The following is a 20,733-nucleotide window of genomic DNA, read 5'->3' as shown; positions in this document are numbered from 1 at the left end:
TTTACTAATTTGAGAGTAAATACTATGAAATTTGAAGCAGTAGTACGTACTGAACTAGGTAAAGGTGCGAGCCGCCGCCTACGTCACGCTGGCCAATTCCCAGCAATCGTTTACGGTGGTGAAGCAGCACCTGTTTCTATCGTTCTAAACCACGATGACGTGATCAACCAAATGGACAAGCCAGAATTCTACGAAGCAATCACTCTAGTGATCGGCGGCGAAGAAGTTAAGGTTAAGCCACAAGACGTTCAACGTCACGCGTTCAAGCCAAAAGTTGAGCACATGGACTTCATCCGCATCTAATTCCCTACCAAGGAATTATTCGGATTTAATCCAACTTTTTGCATAGAAAGATTATCGGACTTACCAACCGAGATATCTAAAAAATTCGAAACCCCAGAGACTTACCACCTCTGGGGTTTCACCGTTTTAAGGCCTCCCAATACTCACACCCTAACAGGATGTTTCCCAAATTCGCTCGGCTTATATTCCACTAACAACCTCTCCCTGCTTACATAAGCGTGACTTATCCCTTTTACTTCACACTTTACTAACCTTATTTTTCTCATCCCGATAAGCATGAAATTAGTCACAATATTAGTGCGGTTATTAATGCAGACTAACTTTTAGCCACCACTCAATACTGAGGGCCTATGCCATTCTCTTTGTGCTCCACCTTAAGGCGACCATTGAGAAGTACCTTGCCGAACAGGTTTCGAAAAATGACTTGGAAGACGACCAAGCGGCTCTTCGCCGCCTGACTTCTTCTGTGTCTCATTCAAACCTGCAAGGAGGCAAATATGCCTACAAATTTGATAAGAAACATCGCTGTTGTTGGTCAATCTGGTACAGGCAAAACGACTTTAGTCGAAAAACTACTGCACTATAGCGGTACAACTAATCACTTGGGTAAGGTTGAAAAGGGTGACACTGTCACTGACTTTGATAACCAGTCCATTCATTATCATCACAGTATTGAAGCTACCCCCATAGCACTTGCGTGGAAAAAACACCGGTTAAACTTAATCGACACTCCCGGACAAAATGAGCTCATTGGCCGTTCACTAAGTATTTTCCCTGCAGTTGAAACCACTGCCCTAGTTCTCGACCCGCAAACCCCAATTACACAGATTTCACAACAACTGTTTGAGTTCGCCAAAACGCAACGTAAGTGTCAAATGGTGATTATCAATAAGATCGATATAGCCCCAAACCAATGCCAACAACTGCTGGACGAAATTAACCAGCTATTCGGTGGGCGCTGTCTACCGATTAACTTGCCGAATGCGCAAGGGACGAGTGTGGTGGATTGCTACTTTGAGCCGCAGTTCGATGAGTCGACGTTAGTTCAGTCGGTTACTGACACCCACGAGCAACTCATCGATCAAGTTGTTGAAGAAGATGAAGCCTTAATGGAAATCTATTTAGAGCAAGGCTCTGAACTGACTCCAAACCAACTTCATGACCCATTCGAGCAAGCGCTACGACTTGGACACCTGATTCCTGTTTGCTTTACCTCTTGTGAAAATAATGCCGGGCTGTCGCTATTACTCGATGCTTTTACACAACTGATGCCCATGCCTTCCGAAGGAAACCCACCGTTACTCGAGAAACAGGGTAAAGCCGTATCTATTGATTGCAACTCTCTTGAGCATACCGTGGCACATGTGTTTAAGGTAAGTAACGATCCCTATTTAGGCAAACTTGCTTATCTTAGAGTCTATCAAGGTGAGATTCACTCTGGGTCTCAGCTCTATGTTGGGGATACCAACAAGGCCTTTAAGGTGAATCATCTTTATCAACTGCAAGGTAGCCTTCGCTCTGAAATCCACAAGGCTTTACCTGGCGACTACTGCGTATTGGCCAAGGTTGATGAGTTAGACTTTGACAGTATTGTCCATGACTCGCATGACGAAGATGATGTTTCATTACATGCCCTTTCACTACCAACGCCCATGCACGGAGTACGTGTTCAACCTACCAAGCGAGGAGACGAACAAAAACTCTCTGATGTGTTAAACAAAATAGTCAGTGAAGATCCTTCACTGCGTGTCGAGCTTCGTTCTCGAACCAATGAAACTATTCTATCTGGCCTCGGTGAATTCCACTTACAAATTGCATTAGAGAAAATGCGCGATATCTACAAGCTCGATGTACAAACCTCACAGCCGAGTATCGAGTATTTTGAAACGATTACGCGACCGGCAGAAGGACACTACCGTCATAAAAAGCAAAGTGGTGGTGCAGGTCAATTCGGTGAAGTGCAGCTTAAAGTGCGCCCTCTTGAACGTGGTGCTGGTGTGCAGTTCATCAATAAAGTGGTCGGTGGTGCAATTCCCACTTCGTTAATACCCGCGGTCGAGAAAGGGATTCATCAAGCCGTTGCTGAAGGTGCCATTTCAGGTAATCCTATTCATGATATCGAAGTCACCGTTTATGATGGCAAATATCACTCTGTTGATTCTAAAGAAATCGCCTTTGTCATTGCAGGTAAGAAGGCACTTTTGAACGCGATCGAAAACGCAGGCCCTATCGTTCTAGAGCCGATTGCTCAGCTTCAAGTGAACATTCCAATCGAGTATGTGGGTGATGTCACTGGCGATCTCTCAAGCCATAGAGGGCTAATTGAGGGTAGCCACACATCAAATATGGGGTACTCGTTTATTTCTGCAAAAGCACCGATGACCGAGCTTCAGGATTATGCGGCAAGGCTTCGCGCAATGACTGGTGGACAAGGTACATTTAGCTTAACACCGAGTCACTATGAGCCTGCGCCTCCTAAGCTACAAAAAGAGGTGTGTGCTGAAGATGCGTAATACGGCTTAATAACTCATCGCACTTAGTATGGGCCAAGCATTTATGTTTGGCTCTTTCTAATAATCGATGAGTGTCATTCCACCCCAAACGTATTCCATTTGGTGCGCTGTTTTATTCGCTAACTCCTCGCCTGCCATTTCGGCAACCAAGGCCAACGACATATCGATGCCAGCCGAAATCCCCCCAGAAGTGACGTATTTTCCGTCTACGATAAATCGCTTACGTTCAGTCACGGTCAAATCTGGATATGTACATTGTAAATCTGCTTGGTCTTCCCAGTGTGTTGTGACTTTACGCCCAACCAGTAATCCCGCATTAGCGAGAAAAAATACGCCAGTACAAACAGAACAGGTTCTATCCGTAAACTGATCTTGTTGTTTAAGCCAGTGTGCAACACGTGGATTTCGATACTGTTTACTATGAACACCACCCACAACAATTAATAAATCGAGCTTTGGATGGTCATCAAGCGAGTAATGGCTTTGAACAGGAAAATTACCTCTTGCTTGTACAAGACCGCCTTGTTCAGAAATTAAGTGAATTTTCCAATTCAGAGAGCCTATGCGATTAGCCGTACTGAAAACTTCGAATGGCCCTGCAAAATCGAGCACTTCCGCTTCAGGGTAGATAAATATTCCAATGTGATAAAGCATCGTCGCTCCAAGACTGTTTGGTGCAGACTAGATTGGCACGGATAACTCGATGAAGAAAGAATGAAAACTGAGAATAGGATAAATGACTGAAGGGGAGAGGAATGCCTTGTGAAAGGCGATCCCCCAATAACGAATCACTAGATGAACATAAAGGTACTAAAGATAGCCACTAGTGAAAATAGACATGTGCGGCTGATAACTCCTAGGTTTGAATGTTGGATCATTTCTTGGTGTTGCATAGGCATCTCCTCAGATATTGTTATTGTTACGCTTCAATTACACTATGATGAATTTTGCGTAAGTTCTCAATACATAAGAAGATTAAATTTTTATGACACCAAGTGTCATAATTAAAATTAAAACGAGACAGCTCACACTATTTGGCATATTCGTTAACTAGATCACCCTTTTACGCGCGAGATGCGGTTGATAGCAATGCACCTGCACCGATAAATATGCCCCCTGTAAGGCGATTGAACAGTTTCGCCCTACCCTGAGCAAAAATCCAATGAGACGATTTCGCTCCCATATAGGCATAGATCATCAACCAAGACAGCTCCATCACCATAAAAGTTAACGTGAAAATTACGTACTGACTCAATAATGAATGCTGTGTTTCAATAAATTGAGGAAAGAGTGCTGTAAAAAACAGAATCGCTTTGGGGTTGCTCGCACCCACAATAAATCCGCTCATATAGTGTTTCAAATAAGGCTGTTTTGGCTCTTGCAGCGTCGGCTCTTGCTGCACAAAAGTCTCTTGCTTGCTAAGTAGCGACTTAAATCCCAGATACACCAGATAAGCAGCGCCCATCCATTTAATTACGTTGAATATCCATTCAGAAGAAGCAATCACCAATCCAAGCCCGGTGAACGAAAGCGTTAAGATGCAAGTGATCGCCGTTAAGCTACCTAGCGCGGTGGCTAGGCCAATCCGCATTCCCCCTGTTACACCGCGGGTCATACATAATAGAGAGCTTGGCCCTGGTGAAGCCGTCAGAATCAAAACTGCCAATAGATACAGTAACCATGTTTCAATATTCATACTCACTCCTTGAGTTGATTGGATATGCAAACTATCGCACTAGACATTAGCCAAGTTCAATACCGCGTAAGTACTAATCTTTCTCCCAACCATGATTAAATCTATAAAAAAAGCGAGCATCTCTGCTCGCCTGTATATAGTTAATTGATTATATGAGGGTTAATCACGTTCAAGGAGATTCAACGTTACTGTTGGAATCACCTGTGGTTCTAATATATCTTTCTCAGTATCAAAGTACTCAATAACCGCTAGTGCGTCGGTATTACAGGTCAAAGTAGACTCATCACTACAATCTGGTGCCATGCCATTCGCGTAAATTGCTGTAATACTGTCACCCGACTTTTCTACTCGCTCTACTTCAAAAGCTTTAACGCTATCACCATCAACAACAACGTCAAAGCGTGTCACACCACCTTCTTGAGCATCAAATAGTGCATCCCAACTATCGTTACCATTTGCGTTATAATTTGTGGTTGTAACAACATAGGTAGAATTATCTTTAATATCAATCCATTCAATATCGCCATCTAGGCCTTCCATCTGAACTTGGAAAACACTTAGCTCACCCGATGTTTGAGCTACAGTTTCATCAAATGTATAACGCATACCTGCAACATATGGGAATTTACCCATGTGCTCAGTATCCTTCAAGCTCGTAGTCACCGTTTCTTCGATTAATTGGCGTATCTGAGCTCCGGTGAGCTCTAAGACAGACAAATAGTTAGAAAATGGGAGCAGCTCTAGAGAGATATGCCCTTCACGTAAATCACCTTGTTCTAATGAGTTACGAACACCACCAGCACCAACCAGCGCAATATCAACCGTTTCAAAGCCGGTTGCGGCAAGTACTTCTTGCTGATTTGCCCAGTATAACCAACCCTCGCCAACCATTGGTGCGACTTGTGAACCATGTTCATCTGTAACACCATCATTAGGGCGACGCTCGTGCACAAGTTCCTCTGGTACATAAGTGATGACATCACCATACGCTTCCTCAAGTTCTGGTTTGTATACCTTATCAATGTGGCTGCGCAATTCGGCTTCTTCAACAGTAATTTCAATGAAGTCATGCTCAGCAACAAAACCTTTAACCGCGTATTCGTCGCCTTGCTCTAGCCCTTCTTCACGAAGGTTGTCACTATAGAATTTGTCAGAGCTAAGTAGCGTATTTCCACCATCACAAGAAGCGATGTTTCCACTCTCGTCAAACTGAACATTTGCATGTCCAATCGCTTGTGCTTTTTCTCCAGCCTGAACAATACAGGTTATTCCACCGTCTGGGTTGTTAACCAACTGGGCATAGTCCGCTTCTTTTTCCCAGCCTAGCTCAGTAAAGTCACCCATTAAGGTATGAGAATGTCCACCTACAATAACATCGACGCCATTAACATTTTCAGCAATATTAATATCACGAGCCAATCCTAGGTGCGTGAGTAGTACAATTTTGTTAATGCCCTTAGCTTTTAGATCATCAACTATTTTCTGAGTCGTAGCGACTTCTTCTAAGAAAGTAACATCACCGACTTCTGGAGAAATAGAAGGCATATCTTCAAGAACAACACCAATTACAGCAACAACATGTTTATTTGATGGAAGGTTATTAATTGATACACGTTCTTTATTATTGCCATCAAATGAAAATAGTACGTATGGGTGTAAGTTGTTCGCACTATTTAAATGCTCGTCAGAACTTACATCCATATTAGCACCAAGCACTGGGAAATTGATTGTATTTAGAAAACTCGCTAACGTCTCATTGTCTAAATCAAATTCATGGTTACCCATTGCCATCGCATCCAAGCCCATACGGCTTAAAATATCGGCATTCATTTGGCCTTTATTTAGTTTGAAGTACGCGCTACCCTGCCACGCATCCCCGCCATGAAGAAACAACATGCTTACATCTTCACGCTCTGCTTGCTCACGATATTGATTCGCAGCAGACAGCAATCTTGGGTGGCCACCAAATGACGTATATACAGGCTTACCTTGAAGCAGGTAATCGTTTGTAAAACTTGATTTTACTTCATCAAATGATGAATGAGTGTCATTTATGTGAGCTATCGAGATATCAAAAGTCTCATTCGGAGCAATATATACTGGATCCGAACTACTATTACATCCAGCTAAACCAAGTGCTACTGCCGTAACTAAAAGCGATTTTTTCATATTATACCTGTTATAAGTGGTCTGTATTGATTTGACTAGAAAGCTTAAGCCTAATTCCGTTACACTTTTGTTAACTGAAAAATAAATTATTATTAAACATTCAATGCCATAACTCTCTGATGCTGATTTTAAATTGGTATCAGTCGTAACTTCAATAGTGTAACAAACACCTTCATAAACTTTTCCCGATGTAATCCATTACAATTACTATCTATTTCTTATTTTAAGATCCTGCTTCATAAATAGCTAAGTGTTCACCATATTTTCGTCACATAAAACATGATACTTATTGTTTAATTAACACACAAATTAACTACAAAACAATCAATAGGGATATCATGATTAAGCAAACCATAATGACCGCAGCTGGCATATTTATTATGTCTAGCTATGCCCATTCCGATATCATCATTTCCGAGGTCGTAGAAGGCACCGGCTATCACAAAGCCATCGAAATCGGTAATGTTGGTGACTCTGCCGTTACGCTGAATGGCTATCAACTGCAACTAAACGTTAATTTCAGTGGAAACTGGACCGGTGATTACTCGCTGGACGGCATCACTCTCGCACCGTATGAAACATACGTCGTTGGCAACGGTAACACCAATAACGACAGTGACTTTTTAAGCCGCTTAGATGACATCAACAACACCATCGCTAACTTCAACGGTGATGACCCAATCCGTCTCACATACAACGGCAACACCATCGATATGGTTGGGCCAGACCCAGAGTTTAATGATCGAGAGAACTTCAACAAAGACATCACTCTCGTTCGTCGCAACTACACCCCGAATACAAGTTGGGATATCAATCAATGGGAAGTGAGAAGCACCAATGATTGGAGCGACTTAGGTTATCTAGACCAAGAAGGCACAACGCCTCCACCTGTTGAAGGTATTCCTGCCACCATAATGGAGCTACAAGGCGAAGGGGCTTGGTCGCCATACACAGATCCAAGCAACGGCATCTACGAATCAGAAGACTATTTTGCAGTGACCGGCATAGTTACTCATGTCCAAGAGCAAAAGCTCGGAAACGACCTGCTAGTCGGCTTCTTCATGCAAGATCAGTTCGGTGATGGTAATCCGAAAACCTCTGACGGCATCTTTGTTAATGCTCAGCCTGCTGGTTTAGAAACCGGTGATGAAGTCACGGTTGTCGGTAAAGTCTATGAGCACTATTACTGGACACAACTGAACGCTGTAAGTGTTAAAGCGACGGATGTCAAAGGCGTTACCATTACCCCAACAACAATAGAAACCATTCCTAGCGACTTAAACTTTGAGCAAACTCTTGAGCGTTACGAAGGTATGCTTGTGCGTGTTAATGATCAAACCGACATGCGAGTGACACGCACATTTGGTTTCGACTACAGCGCTTATCGCAACAACATGGTGCTAAGCTACCAAACCGTTAACTACCACCCGAATCAATTTAATGCACCACTGTCTGAAGGCGCAATCGAGCAAGATGAACTCAATCAAGGTCGTCGTCTATTCGTAGAATCCCCAGTCAAAGCATCTGATGGCGTTGTTCCTTGGTATGAGAACTTTGCTCAAGACAATGGTACTGGCACAACTGATGACTATATTCGCGTTGGCGCAAGTCTGTCTTCTCAAGGTCTTACTGGGGTTATTGGCTATTCATACAACGAGTATCGTCTCTATGTTCTTGAGCCTGATGGAGCGCAAGCATTTGACCATTCTCAATCACTTCGCCCTACTCAACCTGATGTCGTATCGGGAGACTTGAGCGTTGCCAGTTTCAATGTAGAGAATTTCTTCACTTCACCATTTGGTGGTCGTGACAACCCTCTCAATCAAAATCGCGGCGCTGAAACGTATGAAGAGTACCAAAGACAGTTAGATAAAATCGTTTCTGCTTTAGTCGCTCTAGATGCCGACATTGTTGGCCTGATTGAGATTGAAAATAACGGTTTTGATGAGCAATCAGCGATCGATACGCTGGTCAACGCACTCAATTCTCAACTGCCGAAGAAAAAACAGTACCGCATTGCAAAGCCGAAGAAGATCGATGGCGAAGGCTATGTCGGCACGGACGCCATCACGAATAAGATCATCTATCGTAAAAAGGCCGCGAAAGTTAAAGCTATTGATGTGATTGAGATGCCGCAACAGCATGTATTGTTGGAAGATGGCAGCTACAAACGCTCTTATCAACGCGATGCTTTCACTGCCACATTTAAAATTAAAGGTGCCAAGAAACCATTGATTGTCTCCACCAACCACTTTAAGTCGAAAGGCTCAACATGTTGGGAAGATGAACAAGGAAACCAACCAAGCGACCCGGATCTACAAGGAAGCTGTGAACGATTCAGAGTCTCCGCCGCTTATCACCTCGCTGAGACACTAGGCGATATGAAAGGCTACAAAATCGTCATGGGGGATTTGAATAGCTATGGGCTTGAAGACCCGATGCTAGTGCTCACCGACCGTAAGTCTGCACCAAAAGGCTACGAAACCTTTGCCGCTCGCAATACCTATATCGGTGGCGATGAAACAACAGGTCAGCCGCTTCACGGAGACGACGGCGCTCTAATCAAAAAGTCGTACGGTTACATCGATATTGTAGAATCGCTCAAGCCACACTCCTATAGCTACTCTTATAACGATACAGTTGGCACTCTTGATTACGTGCTAGTAGACAAACAGTTGGAGAAGTTCGTTATTGACGCTCAAGTGTGGCCAATCAACGCAGTAGAGTCGACGCTGTTTGAATATTCCAGCAAATACAGTGGCGACTTGCCGAAGTATGGGGATGCTTACCGTTCTTCGGATCACGATCCTGCTATCGTGACATTTAAGTTCAGTAAGAAATAGATATTTCATCCATCATCAAATAAGCGAGCATTGAGCTCGCTTATTTATTCGCTTTCCTCAAATATGACCGTTAGCTTGGGCCATTTCTCCAACCACCCTTTCGAATCAACCCGTGTTTGAAAAATTTCAATACTACGCTTGGGGTTGTGAGAAAGGTACCCAGCCAGCAACGAACCAATATCAAATGCTGCAATACACTCATATTGCCCTTCACATACTTTCCTAATCCCAACGGCAGTCTCTTTTTCAGGCCAATGACTCATTGCCTCCAGAGAACTCTTATAGGGTAAGTCACCATTTCGTAGGTGCATGCGTGCTTGATTTCTTACTTGCCAATGTACATGCGGCATTGCAGTCTTTAACTGCTTTTCATACGTCATATAGGCTTGTGAATCGACTTCATTACTATCGAAATAGATCACATCAATATCGTTCATAGGGGTCGGTTTAGTGTAGTCGTGAAGTGCATCCCAAATTCGATTTCTCACAAAGCCCGCAGCAAGATAACAATCAGGTAGATGGAGCAAATACACATGATGGAGCGCTTCAGCTCTCAATTTATCGGTTTTTATCAGATTGATAATGGTTTCAGACTGTTCACTTGTCATAGCGGGCTTTAAGACACGAAGAAGTAAAAAAATGAGCAGCCGATGGCTGCTCATGTGAAGGTTGACTAATTTACACCAATCTCTTTCGCTATTGCCTCGATCTCTTCCAAGTCCATACGATGCACTTGAATCATCTGATTGATTTGGCTTAAACGACTGTTGGCCTCGTCTTGGCGATCACAAGCATCAGACTTGGCGTCCCAGCTCGTACCTTCAAGGAAAAGGTCACAGTCTTTCTTTAGGCGTTCAATGGAAGGGATGAGTTCATCGCGTTGATCTTCCAGTTTTGCAAGTTCAGCTTTCACTGTCAGCTCTCGCTGAAATAGCTCTCTAGAGCGTTCGAGCATAACAACTTGCATATCCGCTTGGCGATTCAGTTGCTCATTAACTTGGTTTGAAGAGGCCAAACTCTCTTGGTTCTCTGAAAGCTCTGTTCTTAGGGTTTCATTTTGCTTATTCAGCGCCGCTATTTTACGGTCACGATCCGCAATTTCACTCTCATACGTCGCGATTTGTTCTTCCATCTCCTCATTGAGCTTTTCTTCAACTTCGGTATCCAGTTCCGCAGTTCTTCGCTCAACTGAGGTGGCCAGCTCGGTTTTCTCATCAAGCAAATCTTGGTAACGAACTTCCAATGCATCGTACGTTTCCTGCCAGCGGTTTGCGGTGCTAGAAGAGCCAATCACGCCACCCAATGCCGCGCCGAGCACGACTGCAAGAACGATATACAGCCGTGTTTTGTTGTCTTTCTGTTCAATGACAACCACATTTTCTTCTTCAGTGTTTTCCAGTCGTTTATCCACGACAATCTCCAAGCGCTTATCGAGCTAATTCAGTAATCATAACGCCAGCGGCGTAGACAAGAAAAGCACCTACCACTGATATAACGACAATCTTCTGTAATTTTTCGTTGGTTCGATAACGTATCAACAAAAAGGCAATCACAATCAAGGCAACAATCGAAATCAGTCTAATCATAAGAGTTTGCTCCACTCAATCCTTATCGCGGGAATCAAAATGATTATTCATATTGATTCGTTCATCGTACATGAAAGTTAGTTATCTTTCAGTCAGTTCTTCGCAAACCTGGTAGTTGAAAAAGTAAATAAAGGTAACGCGATTCACTCTACTAAATTCTACGTGCCTCCCTCATTCATGCATCAAACTTGAAGCATGCCGTCCACCGAGAGATTGTCTATAAATCATACTAAACAACGCTTCATTATTGGCCAAACAATCACCACTCAGGGCTTTTAACTGATTATTTGATGTAAATCAGGTTGATTGTTTAAATAAATTTGTTAAATTACCGCCAACTTGTTGACCAACAGCAAGATTAGTTTACTCGACTAAATCGAGTAAACGTTCCGATGAAGACTTACAGGAGAGAGGCATACCTTAGAGTATGTCCGCCGAAGAATTAACTATTTCAGGCAAAAGGACTGTTTGTTGGAGGAACCTCTGGAGAGAACCGCACTACTTTGTAGAGAGCGGTCGCCGAAGGAGCAAGCTATCGCACGATAGTGAAACTCTCAGGCAAAAGGACAGAGGAGTGAAAATTTGTTCTCACTTTTTTCGGGCAATATCGTCTTAAGGTATTGGTCGTAGAAGGTTTGTATTCGCGACGATCTCTAATTAGCTCTAGCACCTTTCACTCTTCTCCTTAGTTACGATGTATCTATTAAGGGGAATCAAATGACCACTATTCAATCTGTATTACAAACTATCGACAACCTCGTTTGGGGTCCACCGCTACTGATCCTTTTGGTTGGTACGGGTATCTATTTCACTTTTCGTCTTGGTTTGTTGCAGTTTCGCCACCTTCCAACCGCACTAAAATACGTTTTCAGCAAATCATCTGGCAAAGAAGGCGATGTTTCACCATTTGCTGCGCTTTGTACTGCCCTATCGGCGACTATCGGTACTGGTAATATCGTTGGTGTGGCAACCGCAATTAAACTTGGTGGCCCGGGCGCACTATTTTGGATGTGGCTAGCTGCTCTATTCGGCATGGCAACCAAATACGCAGAATGTTTGCTTGCGGTTAAATACCGTAAGGTAGACTCAAAAGGCCAAATGGTTGGCGGCCCAATGTACTACTTGAAGTATGGTGTGGGCTCAAACGTTTTGGCAGTAATTTTCGCTGTATTTGCATTGGGTGTTGCCCTTCTGGGTATCGGTACTTTCCCGCAAGTGAATGCAATTCTTGATGCGACTCAAATCTCATTTGGGATTGACCGAGAAATTACAGCCGTTGTACTGACCATTCTCGTTGCATGTGTAACGCTTGGTGGTATTCAGTCTATCGCTAAAGTAGCGGGTAAAATTGTTCCATCAATGGCGGCACTTTACATTGTATCTTGCTTAGCGGTTATCTTAATGAATGTCGAGCACCTAGTAGACGCGTTAACGCTCGTTGTGACGTCAGCGTTTACTCCGACTGCAGCAAGTGGTGGCTTCTTAGGCGCGAGCATTATGCTGGCGATTCAATCTGGTATCGCGCGCGGCGTGTTCTCGAACGAAGCTGGTCTAGGTAGTGCGCCTATTGCAGCAGCATCAGCGAAAACCGACTCGTGTGTACGTCAGGGGCTTATCTCTATGACGGGTACTTTCTTTGATACCATCATCATTTGTACAATGACGGGATTAGCGTTGATCTTAACAGGCGCGTGGCAAGGTGATCTTGCTGGCGCAGCAATGACAACCCATGCTTTCGCTACGGGTTTGAATGCTCACACGCTCGGGCCAATGCTTGTCTCTGTCGGCCTTATCTTCTTCGCGTTCACTACGATTCTTGGCTGGAACTACTACGGGGAACGTTGTGTCGTTTTCCTTTTTGGAACAAAAGGTATCCTACCGTACAAAGTCGTATTCTTATGTTTAGTTGCATCGGGTGCATTCTTACATTTAGACATGATTTGGCTTATCGCTGACATCGTTAATGGACTAATGGCGATTCCAAACTTGATTGGATTAATCCTGTTACGTCATGTTGTCATTGAAGAAACCAAACTATTCTTCAATACGGCTAAACAGCCTAAAATGCAGAAAACAGCTATCTAGTTGATAAAAATATGTAATTATCCACATAAAACTTAAGTTTTATGACTTACCTCATGAACACCCTCCGACGCCTTGTGCGAAGGAGGGTGTTTTTGTTTTAACTTGTTAAAACTCCCCTAAACAACACATTTTGTTACTCGCTGTCTTTTTTCCGTCATAGATCTGCGAATTTACTGTCACATTGGACCACTACCTTAACGTCAACTTTTTCAGTAAAACTAATGAGTATTCAAGATGAAACTTATCAAATCAGCTGTCGCTGCAGCACTAGTGATGTCTTTCAATACCGTAGCGATGGATGCACGTTACGAAGACCGTACTGGTAACCTTGTTGCTGACCTTCCTACTGCTGAGTCAGAATGGTCTGACCCATCAACTCTAATCTTCGCTTACACACCTGTTGAAGACCCTGCAGTATACGCTGACGTTTGGAGTGAGTTCCTAACACACTTGGAAAAAACAACTGGCAAAAGCGTTCGTTTCTTCCCTGTACAAAACAACGCAGCTCAAATTGAAGCAATGCGTTCAGGCCGCCTTCATATTGCTGGTTTCAACACGGGTTCTACACCACTAGCAGTAAACTGTGCTGGCTTTAATCCTTTTACTATCATGGCTGGTGAAGATGGTTCTTTCGGTTACGAAATGGAAATCATCACTCACCCAGAGTCAGGTATCGAAAAGGTTGAAGACCTGAAAGGTAAGCAACTCGCGTTTACTTCTCAAACTTCAAACTCTGGTTTTAAAGCGCCTTCGGCTATCCTTGATGCAGAGTACGGCCTAAAGCCTGATGCTGATTTTAACCCAGCATTCTCTGGTGCTCACGATAACTCTATCCTAGGTGTTGCACACAAAGATTACGACGCTGCGGCAGTGGCTAACTCGGTTCTAACACGCATGCTAGACCGTGAAGTAGTTAAAGAAGACGCAATCAAGTCTATCTATAAGTCTCAAACGTTCCCAACAACGGCTTACGGTTTTGCTCACAACCTACACCCAGATCTTCAAGAGAAAATTCAACAAGCGTTCTTCACGTTTGACTGGGAAGGTACAAAGCTAAAAGAAGAGTTCGAGCGTAACGGTGAATCTCAATTCATCCCAATCACTTACCAAGAGCACTGGGAAGTGATTCGTACCATCGATACAGCAAACGAAGTTTCTTACACTTGTAGCTAACCTCTAGTCACTAAAAGTATTACTCAACAAAGTACTACGAATTAAGATGCAGCCTATTGGCTGCATCTTGTTACATTCGGCAACCTATTCAACTCCTAAGGTAAACCATGTCCACACTGACACTTAAAGGCTTAACAAAGCATTACTCTAATTCTGACAAGGCCCTCACAGATGTGAACCTGTCGATTCAAGCTGGTGAAGTGGTAGGACTTATCGGCCCATCTGGTGCTGGTAAATCAACCCTGATTCGCTGTATCAACCGTCTCACTGAACCGACATCAGGTGAAGTTCTATTTGAAGGTAACGATCTGACCAACCTTTCAAAAGGTCAACTAAAACAAGCGCGCCGCCAAATCGGTATGATTTTCCAAGAGTACGCGCTTATTGAACGTCTTACTGTGATGGAAAACGTCCTTTCCGGGCGTCTTGGCTATGTCCCATTTTGGCGTAGCTTCCTACGTAGATACCCTGAGACTGATATTCAAAATGCCTACGCCCTATTAGACCGAGTGGGTCTATTAACACACGCTGACAAGCGTGCTGATGCCCTTTCTGGTGGTCAGAGACAACGTGTCGGTATTGCCCGAGCGTTAGCCCAACAACCTTCTCTACTGTTGATTGATGAGCCAACCGCTGCTCTTGACCCTAAAACTGCGCGTCAAATCATGCGTTTGATTACCGATATCTGTCGAGAAAGCCAACTGCCTGCGATCATCAACATTCATGATGTAAACCTCGCGACACAATTCGTTGACCGTATTGTGGGATTAAACGCAGGCGAAGTGGTATTTGATGGCTCACCTGATTTGCTAGACGAAGCGGCATTGACCACTATCTACGGTGAAGAAGACTGGAATGCGACCAGCAATGAAGAAGTGCAAGACGCTGAACTAGAATTGGGGCTAGCAGTATGAGCCACTACCCAACAACATGGAAAAAACCGCCACTGATTCAAAATGCCTGGGTTAGAAATGGTATTTGGATTGCGATTGCTCTGTATCTTTATGCTGCGACTCAATCAATTGAAATCAACTGGATTCGAATTTATGAAGGCTCTGAGCGTGGTCTTAACTTCATCAAAGCGTTTATGAGTCCAGACTTTAGCGGACGATGGAATAACATCTCACAAGGGCTTGTAGAAAGCTTAACGATGACAATGACATCAACCGTGGCCGGTATTATTCTCTCAATCCCATTTGGCTTAGGTGCGGCAAAGAATCTCGCACCTAAACCAGTTTACTACTTCTGCCGAAGCTTCGTTGCCGTTGCACGTAGCTTACAGGAAATCATTATTGCGATTTTGTGTGTAGCACTGTTCGGTTTTGGTACTTTTGCTGGTTTTGTCACTCTTACTATTGCAACTATCGGCTTCTTAGCCAAGCTGTTTGCGGATGAAATTGAAGCACTCAACCCTGCCCCACTGACCGCAATGAGATCGGCAGGTGCAAGCTGGTTACAACAAGTTAACTACGCGGTGCAGCCTCAAGTTATGCCTCGCATTATTGGCCTTTGCTTATACCGTTTCGATATCAACTTCCGTGAATCTGCGGTTATCGGCATTGTAGGCGCAGGCGGTATTGGTGCCACACTGAACACAGCTATGGATCGCTACGAGTACAGCGCGGCTGCAGCTATCCTAATGATCATCATCGCTATTGTTATGGCCGCTGAGTTTCTCTCCACACAGATCAGAAAGAGCATTCGTTAATGAACACGTCTACACCGGTTCAATGGAGCCGTTACACTCCAAAAGAATCACTACAACAATTTGTCCTTTGGTTGGCGTTTGTTGCGTTAACTGTTTTTTGTTGGCAAGTAATGAACGAAGACACCATGTGGTTCTTTGTTGTTGATGCACCTAAGCAGTTTTCTGATATTTCATCGCGTATGTGGCCCCCTCGTTGGAGCTACTTAGAGCAGCTATGGGTTCCACTTTGGGATACTATCAATATCGCGACACTGGGTACTGCACTTGGCGTTGTCATTGCTTTCCCGATTGCATTTTTAGCCGCGCGCAATACGACACCGAGCCAAACCATTGCTCGTCCGATAGCGCTGCTCATTATTGCATCAAGCCGTTCAATTAACTCACTTATTTGGGCACTATTACTTGTAGCAATCATGGGGCCAGGATTACTTGCGGGTATCATTGCCATCGCACTACGTTCTATAGGCTTTGTCTCTAAGCTTGTGTATGAAGCAATTGAAGAGGTAAACGAAACTCAAGTCGCAGCAATACGAGCGACCGGAGCCTCTGAGTTGCAAGTATTGAGCTACGGCGTGTTACCGCAAATCTTGCCAAGTTTTATCGGTACGAGCCTATTTCGTTGGGATATCAACATTCGTGAATCAACCGTATTGGGTCTTGTCGGTGCAGGTGGTATTGGCTTGAAACTTCAAGAATCGATGTCAATCCTTGCTTGGCCACAAGTAACCGTGATTTTCTGTTCGATACTGGTGACGGTTATCGTCTCCGAGTGGATATCAGCAAAAGCGCGAGCGGCACTCATCTAACCCCCATTAAGGTGCAGTGAAAGCCCTGCTTTCTTGCACCTTTCTTATCTTCATCGAATTCTTGGTCTTATCGAATATCTTTTGGCGAGTCCATCACAACCATAGTAGTTATTGAGTCAACAACGGGGCACTCTCCAAGTACATCAGCATGGAATGTTTTATAGCTGGCCAAGTCTTTAGTCTCAACCCGCAACAGATACTCACTCGCTCCGGTAATGTTATGGCACTCTACAACCTGATCCTCAAACTCAACGTGTTGTTCAAAACTTAGCTGAGCCTGTTTTCTGTGACTTGATAGACCGACGGAGACATAAGCGATAAATCCAATCCCTACTTTCTCGCGATTAATATTCGCTTGGTAGCCAGATATCACACCTGTTCGTTCTAGCTCTTGTACACGGCGCAGTGTCGCTGAAGGGGACAATCCCACCTTATCCGCTAATTCAACATTAGAAATTCGACCATTTTGCTTAAGCTCACGCAATATCTTTTGTTCAAACGCATCCATAAGTGACCATTTGTTGTGTAAAAAAATCATTTTAGTCAATTTTAAACACAAAATTGCGCATATATGAATATAAACTCTCCTCAACGACAACAAATGGAGAACTCATTATGGAAATGGGTGTGATATACGCACTAGCGATTTTTGCTTTCGTCTCAACCTTTACGCCTGGTCCGAACAACATCATGTTGCTCACCTCAGGGGCGAATGTTGGCTTTGTTCGCACACTGCCGCATATGGCGGGCATTATGTGCGGATTTTCATTTATGGTGCTGGTGGTGGGTATCGGGCTTGGTTCAGTCTTCGAACTATACCCTCAACTGCAACAGGGGCTTAAATGGGCCTGTCTAGCGTACCTACTCTTTTTGACTTATAAAATCGTCACCAGCAAGCGCGAACTGAAAGCAACAGACTATGAACCGATGAGCTTTATTGGCGCGTGTCTGTTCCAGTGGGTAAATCCAAAAGGGTGGACGATGGCGCTTACGTCTATCACCGTCTACAACACCACTAGTGATGTGACGGGTGTCATCATCATCAGTGTGGTATTCGCCATGGCAAACATTCCATCAGGCACATTATGGACTTTGATGGGACGAGAAATTGGTCGCTTACTCAACACCCCTAAACGTTTGAGAGCCTTTAACTGGTCAATGGGGGCATTATTACTAGGCAGCACTTTACCTATGCTTTAAAGACGTAACACCTCTATTTCAGTGGTAGTGAGTAAAAATGAACTACCACTGAAATAAATGTTTAACAACGACGTGCCCATCGACTCATACACTTAACGCTATACATTCAAACTGATACGCTCAAACAAGAGCACACTGGTTTAACGATGAGCCATCTGCCAAGAGAAATTGAACATATACTCAATCTAAGCAATAAAAATGCGCAGGTCGACCTCATTGAACTCGCACACATACAACATGAAAATCACTCTCTCCCGCTTTATGCACTGAATATAGGTGCAAAAGACCCTACTCTTCCCTGCCTCGTTTTAACCGGTTCGATTCACGGTGTTGAACGTATAGGTAGCCAGATAATTCTGGCGTTTATTAAGAGCCTAATGCGCCGCATACAATGGGACAAAGAGTTACAACGCTTGCTGACACGGATACAGCTAATAGCGATACCCGTAGTTAATCCGTGGGGCGTAGCGTTAAAAAAAAGAGCCAATCATAACGGCGTCGACTTAATGCGTAACGCCCCTGTCAACGCGACAAACCCAGCAATGCAGCTTTATGCAGGACAAACGATTTCGAGCAAGTTACCTTGGTTTCGAGGTAATCCCGATAATATGGAAAAAGAGCTGACTCACACTTCAAACTATCTATTAAATGTGAGTCGGTCGGCCTCCTCGACGATTGTGCTCGATCTACATAGTGGCTTTGGTACTAAAGACCGTCTTTGGTTTCCTTTCGCCCACCATAAAAAACCGCCAGACAATATTGAGCAGTATTATTTGCTATATCGACTGTTTCGCAAGAGCTACCCACACTACGAGCTCTATCAGTTTGAGCCGCAGTGGCACCAATACACAACGCATGGGGATTTTTGGGATTGGCAGTATCTCCAACACTTTGAGCAATCTAGTCATCACTTTCTGCCACTCACTCTAGAGCTTGGCTCTTGGCTTTGGGTTAAGAAAAACCCGATGCAACTATTGAGTTTCAGCCAACTGTTTCACCCAACTAAGCCCCATAGAATTAAAAGAGTTCAACGTCGTCACAGCACACTTCTAAACTATTTAATGCAGGTGTTAGATAACCGAATCCTAGAGACGATCGACAACAAAGAGCAACTGACTGACAAGGCACTCAAATTATGGTACCCATAGTATTGTTGAGAGGTTTACTCCGTGAAAGTGGTCACTGGCAAAGGTTACTTTGCGAGCTCAAAACCATCGAACCAAGCCTAACGATCATAACTCCAAATGTGGCAGGAAATGGCGAGCTTTACGAACAAACAAGTCCGCTATCCATTGATTCGATGTTACCGCAAGTTATGTCACAGTTGCCTGATGGCTGCACCCGTTACCATTTAGTGGCGATTTCGATGGGATCAATGCTAGCAAGCCAATGGGCCAAGGCGTACCCCGAGCAAATTGCTTCATTAACCCTAATTAACCCCAGCTTTGCGCGATTCAGCCCTTTCTGGCAACGTATCAATTTGCGGGCATTAGGGTCGATACTGGCCGAGCGAGCAAAAGGCGAAAACGCCTTTCAAGATCGTATTCTAAGTATCACTTACCCAAATTATCAACAAGATGGGGAGATTCTGTCTTACCACGTTGAGCTTGCATCCAAACACCCTGTATCTGTTAATAATGCGCTTAGACAACTTGTCGCTGCTGCACGGTTTCGCGGTTTTGAAACGTCTCCAAAATGCATCACTCAAGTTATTGTCAGTGATAAAGATCAGTTAGTCAGTCCTCAATGTGGTGAAGCGATTGCTGATCACTGGGGAGTAGAACTCAACCTATTTGATAGCGATGCCCATGATCTACCTTTGGCTGAATCTGAGGCACTAGCCAAACACCTTTACACGTGGTGCTTAGATAAGCATTAAGCTCTAAATTTGCGGCTTTTCAATTAGCAGTTTCACACCTAATACAATCAGAACAGCGCCCGTTGTGCCTTCCATCCAACGCACAAAAGTGGCGTTATTGAGCAGTGACTTCGCAGAATTAAGCATGCCCGACAAACCACACTGCCAGAGCATCGCAATGACAAAGTGAATCGCTGCCATCAGCAACGACTGCAAAAATGGAGAGTATTCTGGATTGATAAATTGCGGTAAGAACGCCAAATAGAAGACAGCAGTTTTAGGGTTCAATACGTTTGAAAAAAAGCCTTCGCGCAGCGACCGACGCACATTCACATCTTGACTTCCCACAGAGCCAACCGTAACGCCACCACTGTGTTTAATCGACCTTAAACTCGAGATGCCTAACCAAATTAAGTACGCTGCACCCACCGTTTTTACTGCATAAAACAGCTCTGCTGATTGAGTCAAAATTACCGAAATACCTAACGCTGAAAACGAGGCGTGGACAAACAAACCCAGACAGATCCCTAAACTGGTTAATGCTCCATCGTGAAAGCCGCCGCGAGAAGTATTACGGATCACCAAAGCGGTATCTAATCCCGGTGTCAGGGTTAAAATCGTTATCGCTACTAAAAAGGCACTAAAGTTCTCAATCACAATCAATGTCCGTCTATGCTTTATAATCAATGCTTGTTAATCAATGGAATATATCAGATGTCACTGACTTGGGTAGTAAAAAAGACCCTGTTAGAATGACAAACTTATTACAACTCTCTAGAACGACATCGGTCAT

20 protein-coding genes and 1 riboswitch are annotated in these 20,733 nt (G+C 43.9%); of the genes, 11 read left to right on the top strand and 9 right to left on the bottom strand.

Annotated elements, in window-relative coordinates; all coding sequences use genetic code 11:
- Positions 1 to 24 precede the first annotated feature (24 nt).
- The gene (rplY, locus tag QWZ05_RS19170) at positions 25 to 303 is read left to right on the top strand and encodes a 50S ribosomal protein L25 (protein WP_264877346.1); all 279 of its coding nucleotides are present in this window, start codon (positions 25 to 27) and stop codon (positions 301 to 303) included.
- A gap of 334 nt (positions 304 to 637) precedes the next feature.
- On the opposite strand, the gene QWZ05_RS19165 is transcribed toward rplY, so the two are convergent.
- The gene (locus tag QWZ05_RS19165; protein ID WP_290300096.1) at positions 638 to 778 is read right to left on the bottom strand and encodes a hypothetical protein; all 141 of its coding nucleotides are present in this window, start codon (positions 776 to 778) and stop codon (positions 638 to 640) included.
- Between the two features lie 22 nt (positions 779 to 800).
- On the opposite strand from QWZ05_RS19165, the gene fusA reads away from it, so the two are divergent.
- Positions 801 to 2,816: an elongation factor G gene (gene fusA, locus QWZ05_RS19160; RefSeq protein WP_290300094.1), complete on the top strand. Its 2,016-nt coding sequence runs from the start codon at positions 801 to 803 to the stop codon at positions 2,814 to 2,816.
- A gap of 57 nt (positions 2,817 to 2,873) precedes the next feature.
- Here fusA and QWZ05_RS19155 read toward each other — a convergent pair whose 3' ends face one another.
- The 3 genes from QWZ05_RS19155 to QWZ05_RS19145 all read right to left on the bottom strand — a co-directional run bounded on the left by QWZ05_RS19155 (position 2,874) and on the right by QWZ05_RS19145 (position 6,681).
- Positions 2,874 to 3,470, bottom strand: coding sequence for a DJ-1/PfpI family protein (locus QWZ05_RS19155; protein WP_290300092.1), 597 nt, complete (start codon positions 3,468 to 3,470; stop codon positions 2,874 to 2,876).
- Positions 3,471 to 3,879: 409 nt separating this feature from the next.
- Entirely contained in the window at positions 3,880 to 4,512 is a 633-nt protein-coding gene (locus QWZ05_RS19150) for a LysE family translocator (protein WP_264877342.1), read from the bottom strand.
- Between the two features lie 159 nt (positions 4,513 to 4,671).
- Positions 4,672 to 6,681 (bottom strand): bifunctional metallophosphatase/5'-nucleotidase, encoded by a 2,010-nt coding sequence (locus QWZ05_RS19145; RefSeq protein ID WP_264877341.1) that lies wholly within the window; start codon positions 6,679 to 6,681, stop codon positions 4,672 to 4,674.
- Between the two features lie 338 nt (positions 6,682 to 7,019).
- Between QWZ05_RS19145 and QWZ05_RS19140 the strand changes: the two genes are divergently transcribed.
- Complete coding sequence (locus QWZ05_RS19140; protein ID WP_264877340.1) at positions 7,020 to 9,524, top strand: ExeM/NucH family extracellular endonuclease; 2,505 nt, start codon at positions 7,020 to 7,022, stop codon at positions 9,522 to 9,524.
- A gap of 44 nt (positions 9,525 to 9,568) precedes the next feature.
- On the opposite strand, the gene QWZ05_RS19135 is transcribed toward QWZ05_RS19140, so the two are convergent.
- The 3 genes from QWZ05_RS19135 to QWZ05_RS19125 form a co-directional block, all read right to left on the bottom strand.
- Complete coding sequence (locus tag QWZ05_RS19135) at positions 9,569 to 10,132, bottom strand: nucleotidyltransferase family protein (protein WP_264877339.1); 564 nt, start codon at positions 10,130 to 10,132, stop codon at positions 9,569 to 9,571.
- Between the two features lie 65 nt (positions 10,133 to 10,197).
- Positions 10,198 to 10,935 carry a chromosome partitioning protein ParA gene (locus tag QWZ05_RS19130; RefSeq protein WP_264877338.1) on the bottom strand — a complete coding sequence of 246 codons (738 nt, stop codon included), beginning with the start codon at positions 10,933 to 10,935 and terminating at the stop codon, positions 10,198 to 10,200.
- A gap of 16 nt (positions 10,936 to 10,951) precedes the next feature.
- Complete coding sequence (locus tag QWZ05_RS19125; protein ID WP_264877337.1) at positions 10,952 to 11,110, bottom strand: hypothetical protein; 159 nt, start codon at positions 11,108 to 11,110, stop codon at positions 10,952 to 10,954.
- Positions 11,111 to 11,583: 473 nt separating this feature from the next.
- Positions 11,584 to 11,690: riboswitch (glycine riboswitch) on the top strand.
- Between the two features lie 137 nt (positions 11,691 to 11,827).
- Between QWZ05_RS19125 and QWZ05_RS19120 the strand changes: the two genes are divergently transcribed.
- The 5 genes from QWZ05_RS19120 (at position 11,828) to phnE (QWZ05_RS19100) (ending at position 16,882) form a co-directional block, all read left to right on the top strand.
- Positions 11,828 to 13,195, top strand: coding sequence for an alanine/glycine:cation symporter family protein (locus QWZ05_RS19120; protein WP_264877336.1), 1,368 nt, complete (start codon positions 11,828 to 11,830; stop codon positions 13,193 to 13,195).
- Between the two features lie 234 nt (positions 13,196 to 13,429).
- A complete protein-coding gene (gene phnD, locus QWZ05_RS19115; protein ID WP_264877335.1) occupies positions 13,430 to 14,368 on the top strand; it encodes a phosphate/phosphite/phosphonate ABC transporter substrate-binding protein in 939 nt (312 codons plus the stop codon).
- A 107-nt stretch (positions 14,369 to 14,475) separates the two neighbouring features.
- Positions 14,476 to 15,282: a phosphonate ABC transporter ATP-binding protein gene (gene phnC / locus QWZ05_RS19110; protein WP_264877334.1), complete on the top strand. Its 807-nt coding sequence runs from the start codon at positions 14,476 to 14,478 to the stop codon at positions 15,280 to 15,282.
- Positions 15,279 to 16,076, top strand: coding sequence for a phosphonate ABC transporter, permease protein PhnE (gene phnE, locus QWZ05_RS19105; RefSeq protein ID WP_264877333.1), 798 nt, complete (start codon positions 15,279 to 15,281; stop codon positions 16,074 to 16,076). The genes phnC and phnE (QWZ05_RS19105) overlap by 4 nt, the downstream gene beginning before the upstream one ends.
- Entirely contained in the window at positions 16,076 to 16,882 is an 807-nt protein-coding gene (phnE, locus tag QWZ05_RS19100) for a phosphonate ABC transporter, permease protein PhnE (protein ID WP_264877332.1), read from the top strand. Before phnE (QWZ05_RS19105) ends, phnE (QWZ05_RS19100) begins: the two co-directional genes overlap by 1 nt.
- Positions 16,883 to 16,949: 67 nt before the next feature.
- Here phnE (QWZ05_RS19100) and QWZ05_RS19095 read toward each other — a convergent pair whose 3' ends face one another.
- A complete protein-coding gene (locus tag QWZ05_RS19095) occupies positions 16,950 to 17,390 on the bottom strand; it encodes an Lrp/AsnC family transcriptional regulator (RefSeq protein WP_264877331.1) in 441 nt (146 codons plus the stop codon).
- A gap of 107 nt (positions 17,391 to 17,497) precedes the next feature.
- On the opposite strand from QWZ05_RS19095, the gene QWZ05_RS19090 reads away from it, so the two are divergent.
- The 3 genes from QWZ05_RS19090 (at position 17,498) to QWZ05_RS19080 (ending at position 19,961) form a co-directional block, all read left to right on the top strand.
- Entirely contained in the window at positions 17,498 to 18,082 is a 585-nt protein-coding gene (locus QWZ05_RS19090) for a LysE family translocator (protein ID WP_264877330.1), read from the top strand.
- 146 nt (positions 18,083 to 18,228) lie between these two features.
- Positions 18,229 to 19,230 (top strand): DUF2817 domain-containing protein, encoded by a 1,002-nt coding sequence (locus QWZ05_RS19085; protein ID WP_264877329.1) that lies wholly within the window; start codon positions 18,229 to 18,231, stop codon positions 19,228 to 19,230.
- Positions 19,218 to 19,961 (top strand): alpha/beta fold hydrolase, encoded by a 744-nt coding sequence (locus QWZ05_RS19080; protein ID WP_264877328.1) that lies wholly within the window; start codon positions 19,218 to 19,220, stop codon positions 19,959 to 19,961. Before QWZ05_RS19085 ends, QWZ05_RS19080 begins: the two co-directional genes overlap by 13 nt.
- 3 nt (positions 19,962 to 19,964) lie before the next feature.
- On the opposite strand, the gene QWZ05_RS19075 is transcribed toward QWZ05_RS19080, so the two are convergent.
- On the bottom strand, positions 19,965 to 20,600 hold the full coding sequence (locus QWZ05_RS19075; protein ID WP_264877648.1) for a LysE family translocator: 636 nt from the start codon (positions 20,598 to 20,600) through the stop codon (positions 19,965 to 19,967).
- Positions 20,601 to 20,733: the final 133 nt, after the last annotated feature.

It is taken from the genome of Vibrio agarivorans, assembly GCF_030409635.1.
Classification (GTDB): Bacteria; Pseudomonadota; Gammaproteobacteria; order Enterobacterales; family Vibrionaceae; genus Vibrio; species Vibrio agarivorans.
Note: the sequence above shows the minus strand (reverse complement) of the source record. Positions and strands in the feature narration are given on the sequence as shown.

Excerpts from the sequence above, each read along its gene's own strand:
- QWZ05_RS19135 (WP_264877339.1), bottom strand. The coding sequence starts at position 10,132 with ATGACAAGTGAACAGTCTGAAACCATTATCAATCTGATAAAAACCGAT.
- QWZ05_RS19125 (WP_264877337.1), bottom strand. The coding sequence starts at position 11,110 with ATGATTAGACTGATTTCGATTGTTGCCTTGATTGTGATTGCCTTTTTG.
- QWZ05_RS19080 (WP_264877328.1), top strand. The coding sequence starts at position 19,218 with ATGGTACCCATAGTATTGTTGAGAGGTTTACTCCGTGAAAGTGGTCAC.
- QWZ05_RS19140 (WP_264877340.1), top strand. The coding sequence starts at position 7,020 with ATGATTAAGCAAACCATAATGACCGCAGCTGGCATATTTATTATGTCT.
- QWZ05_RS19145 (WP_264877341.1), bottom strand. The coding sequence starts at position 6,681 with ATGAAAAAATCGCTTTTAGTTACGGCAGTAGCACTTGGTTTAGCTGGA.
- phnC (WP_264877334.1), top strand. The coding sequence starts at position 14,476 with ATGTCCACACTGACACTTAAAGGCTTAACAAAGCATTACTCTAATTCT.
- QWZ05_RS19165 (WP_290300096.1), bottom strand. The coding sequence starts at position 778 with ATGAGACACAGAAGAAGTCAGGCGGCGAAGAGCCGCTTGGTCGTCTTC.
- phnE (WP_264877333.1), top strand. The coding sequence starts at position 15,279 with ATGAGCCACTACCCAACAACATGGAAAAAACCGCCACTGATTCAAAAT.
- fusA (WP_290300094.1), top strand. The coding sequence starts at position 801 with ATGCCTACAAATTTGATAAGAAACATCGCTGTTGTTGGTCAATCTGGT.
- QWZ05_RS19155 (WP_290300092.1), bottom strand. The coding sequence starts at position 3,470 with ATGCTTTATCACATTGGAATATTTATCTACCCTGAAGCGGAAGTGCTC.
- QWZ05_RS19150 (WP_264877342.1), bottom strand. The coding sequence starts at position 4,512 with ATGAATATTGAAACATGGTTACTGTATCTATTGGCAGTTTTGATTCTG.
- QWZ05_RS19085 (WP_264877329.1), top strand. The coding sequence starts at position 18,229 with ATGAGCCATCTGCCAAGAGAAATTGAACATATACTCAATCTAAGCAAT.
- QWZ05_RS19090 (WP_264877330.1), top strand. The coding sequence starts at position 17,498 with ATGGAAATGGGTGTGATATACGCACTAGCGATTTTTGCTTTCGTCTCA.
- QWZ05_RS19120 (WP_264877336.1), top strand. The coding sequence starts at position 11,828 with ATGACCACTATTCAATCTGTATTACAAACTATCGACAACCTCGTTTGG.
- phnE (WP_264877332.1), top strand. The coding sequence starts at position 16,076 with ATGAACACGTCTACACCGGTTCAATGGAGCCGTTACACTCCAAAAGAA.
- phnD (WP_264877335.1), top strand. The coding sequence starts at position 13,430 with ATGAAACTTATCAAATCAGCTGTCGCTGCAGCACTAGTGATGTCTTTC.
- rplY (WP_264877346.1), top strand. The coding sequence starts at position 25 with ATGAAATTTGAAGCAGTAGTACGTACTGAACTAGGTAAAGGTGCGAGC.
- QWZ05_RS19095 (WP_264877331.1), bottom strand. The coding sequence starts at position 17,390 with ATGGATGCGTTTGAACAAAAGATATTGCGTGAGCTTAAGCAAAATGGT.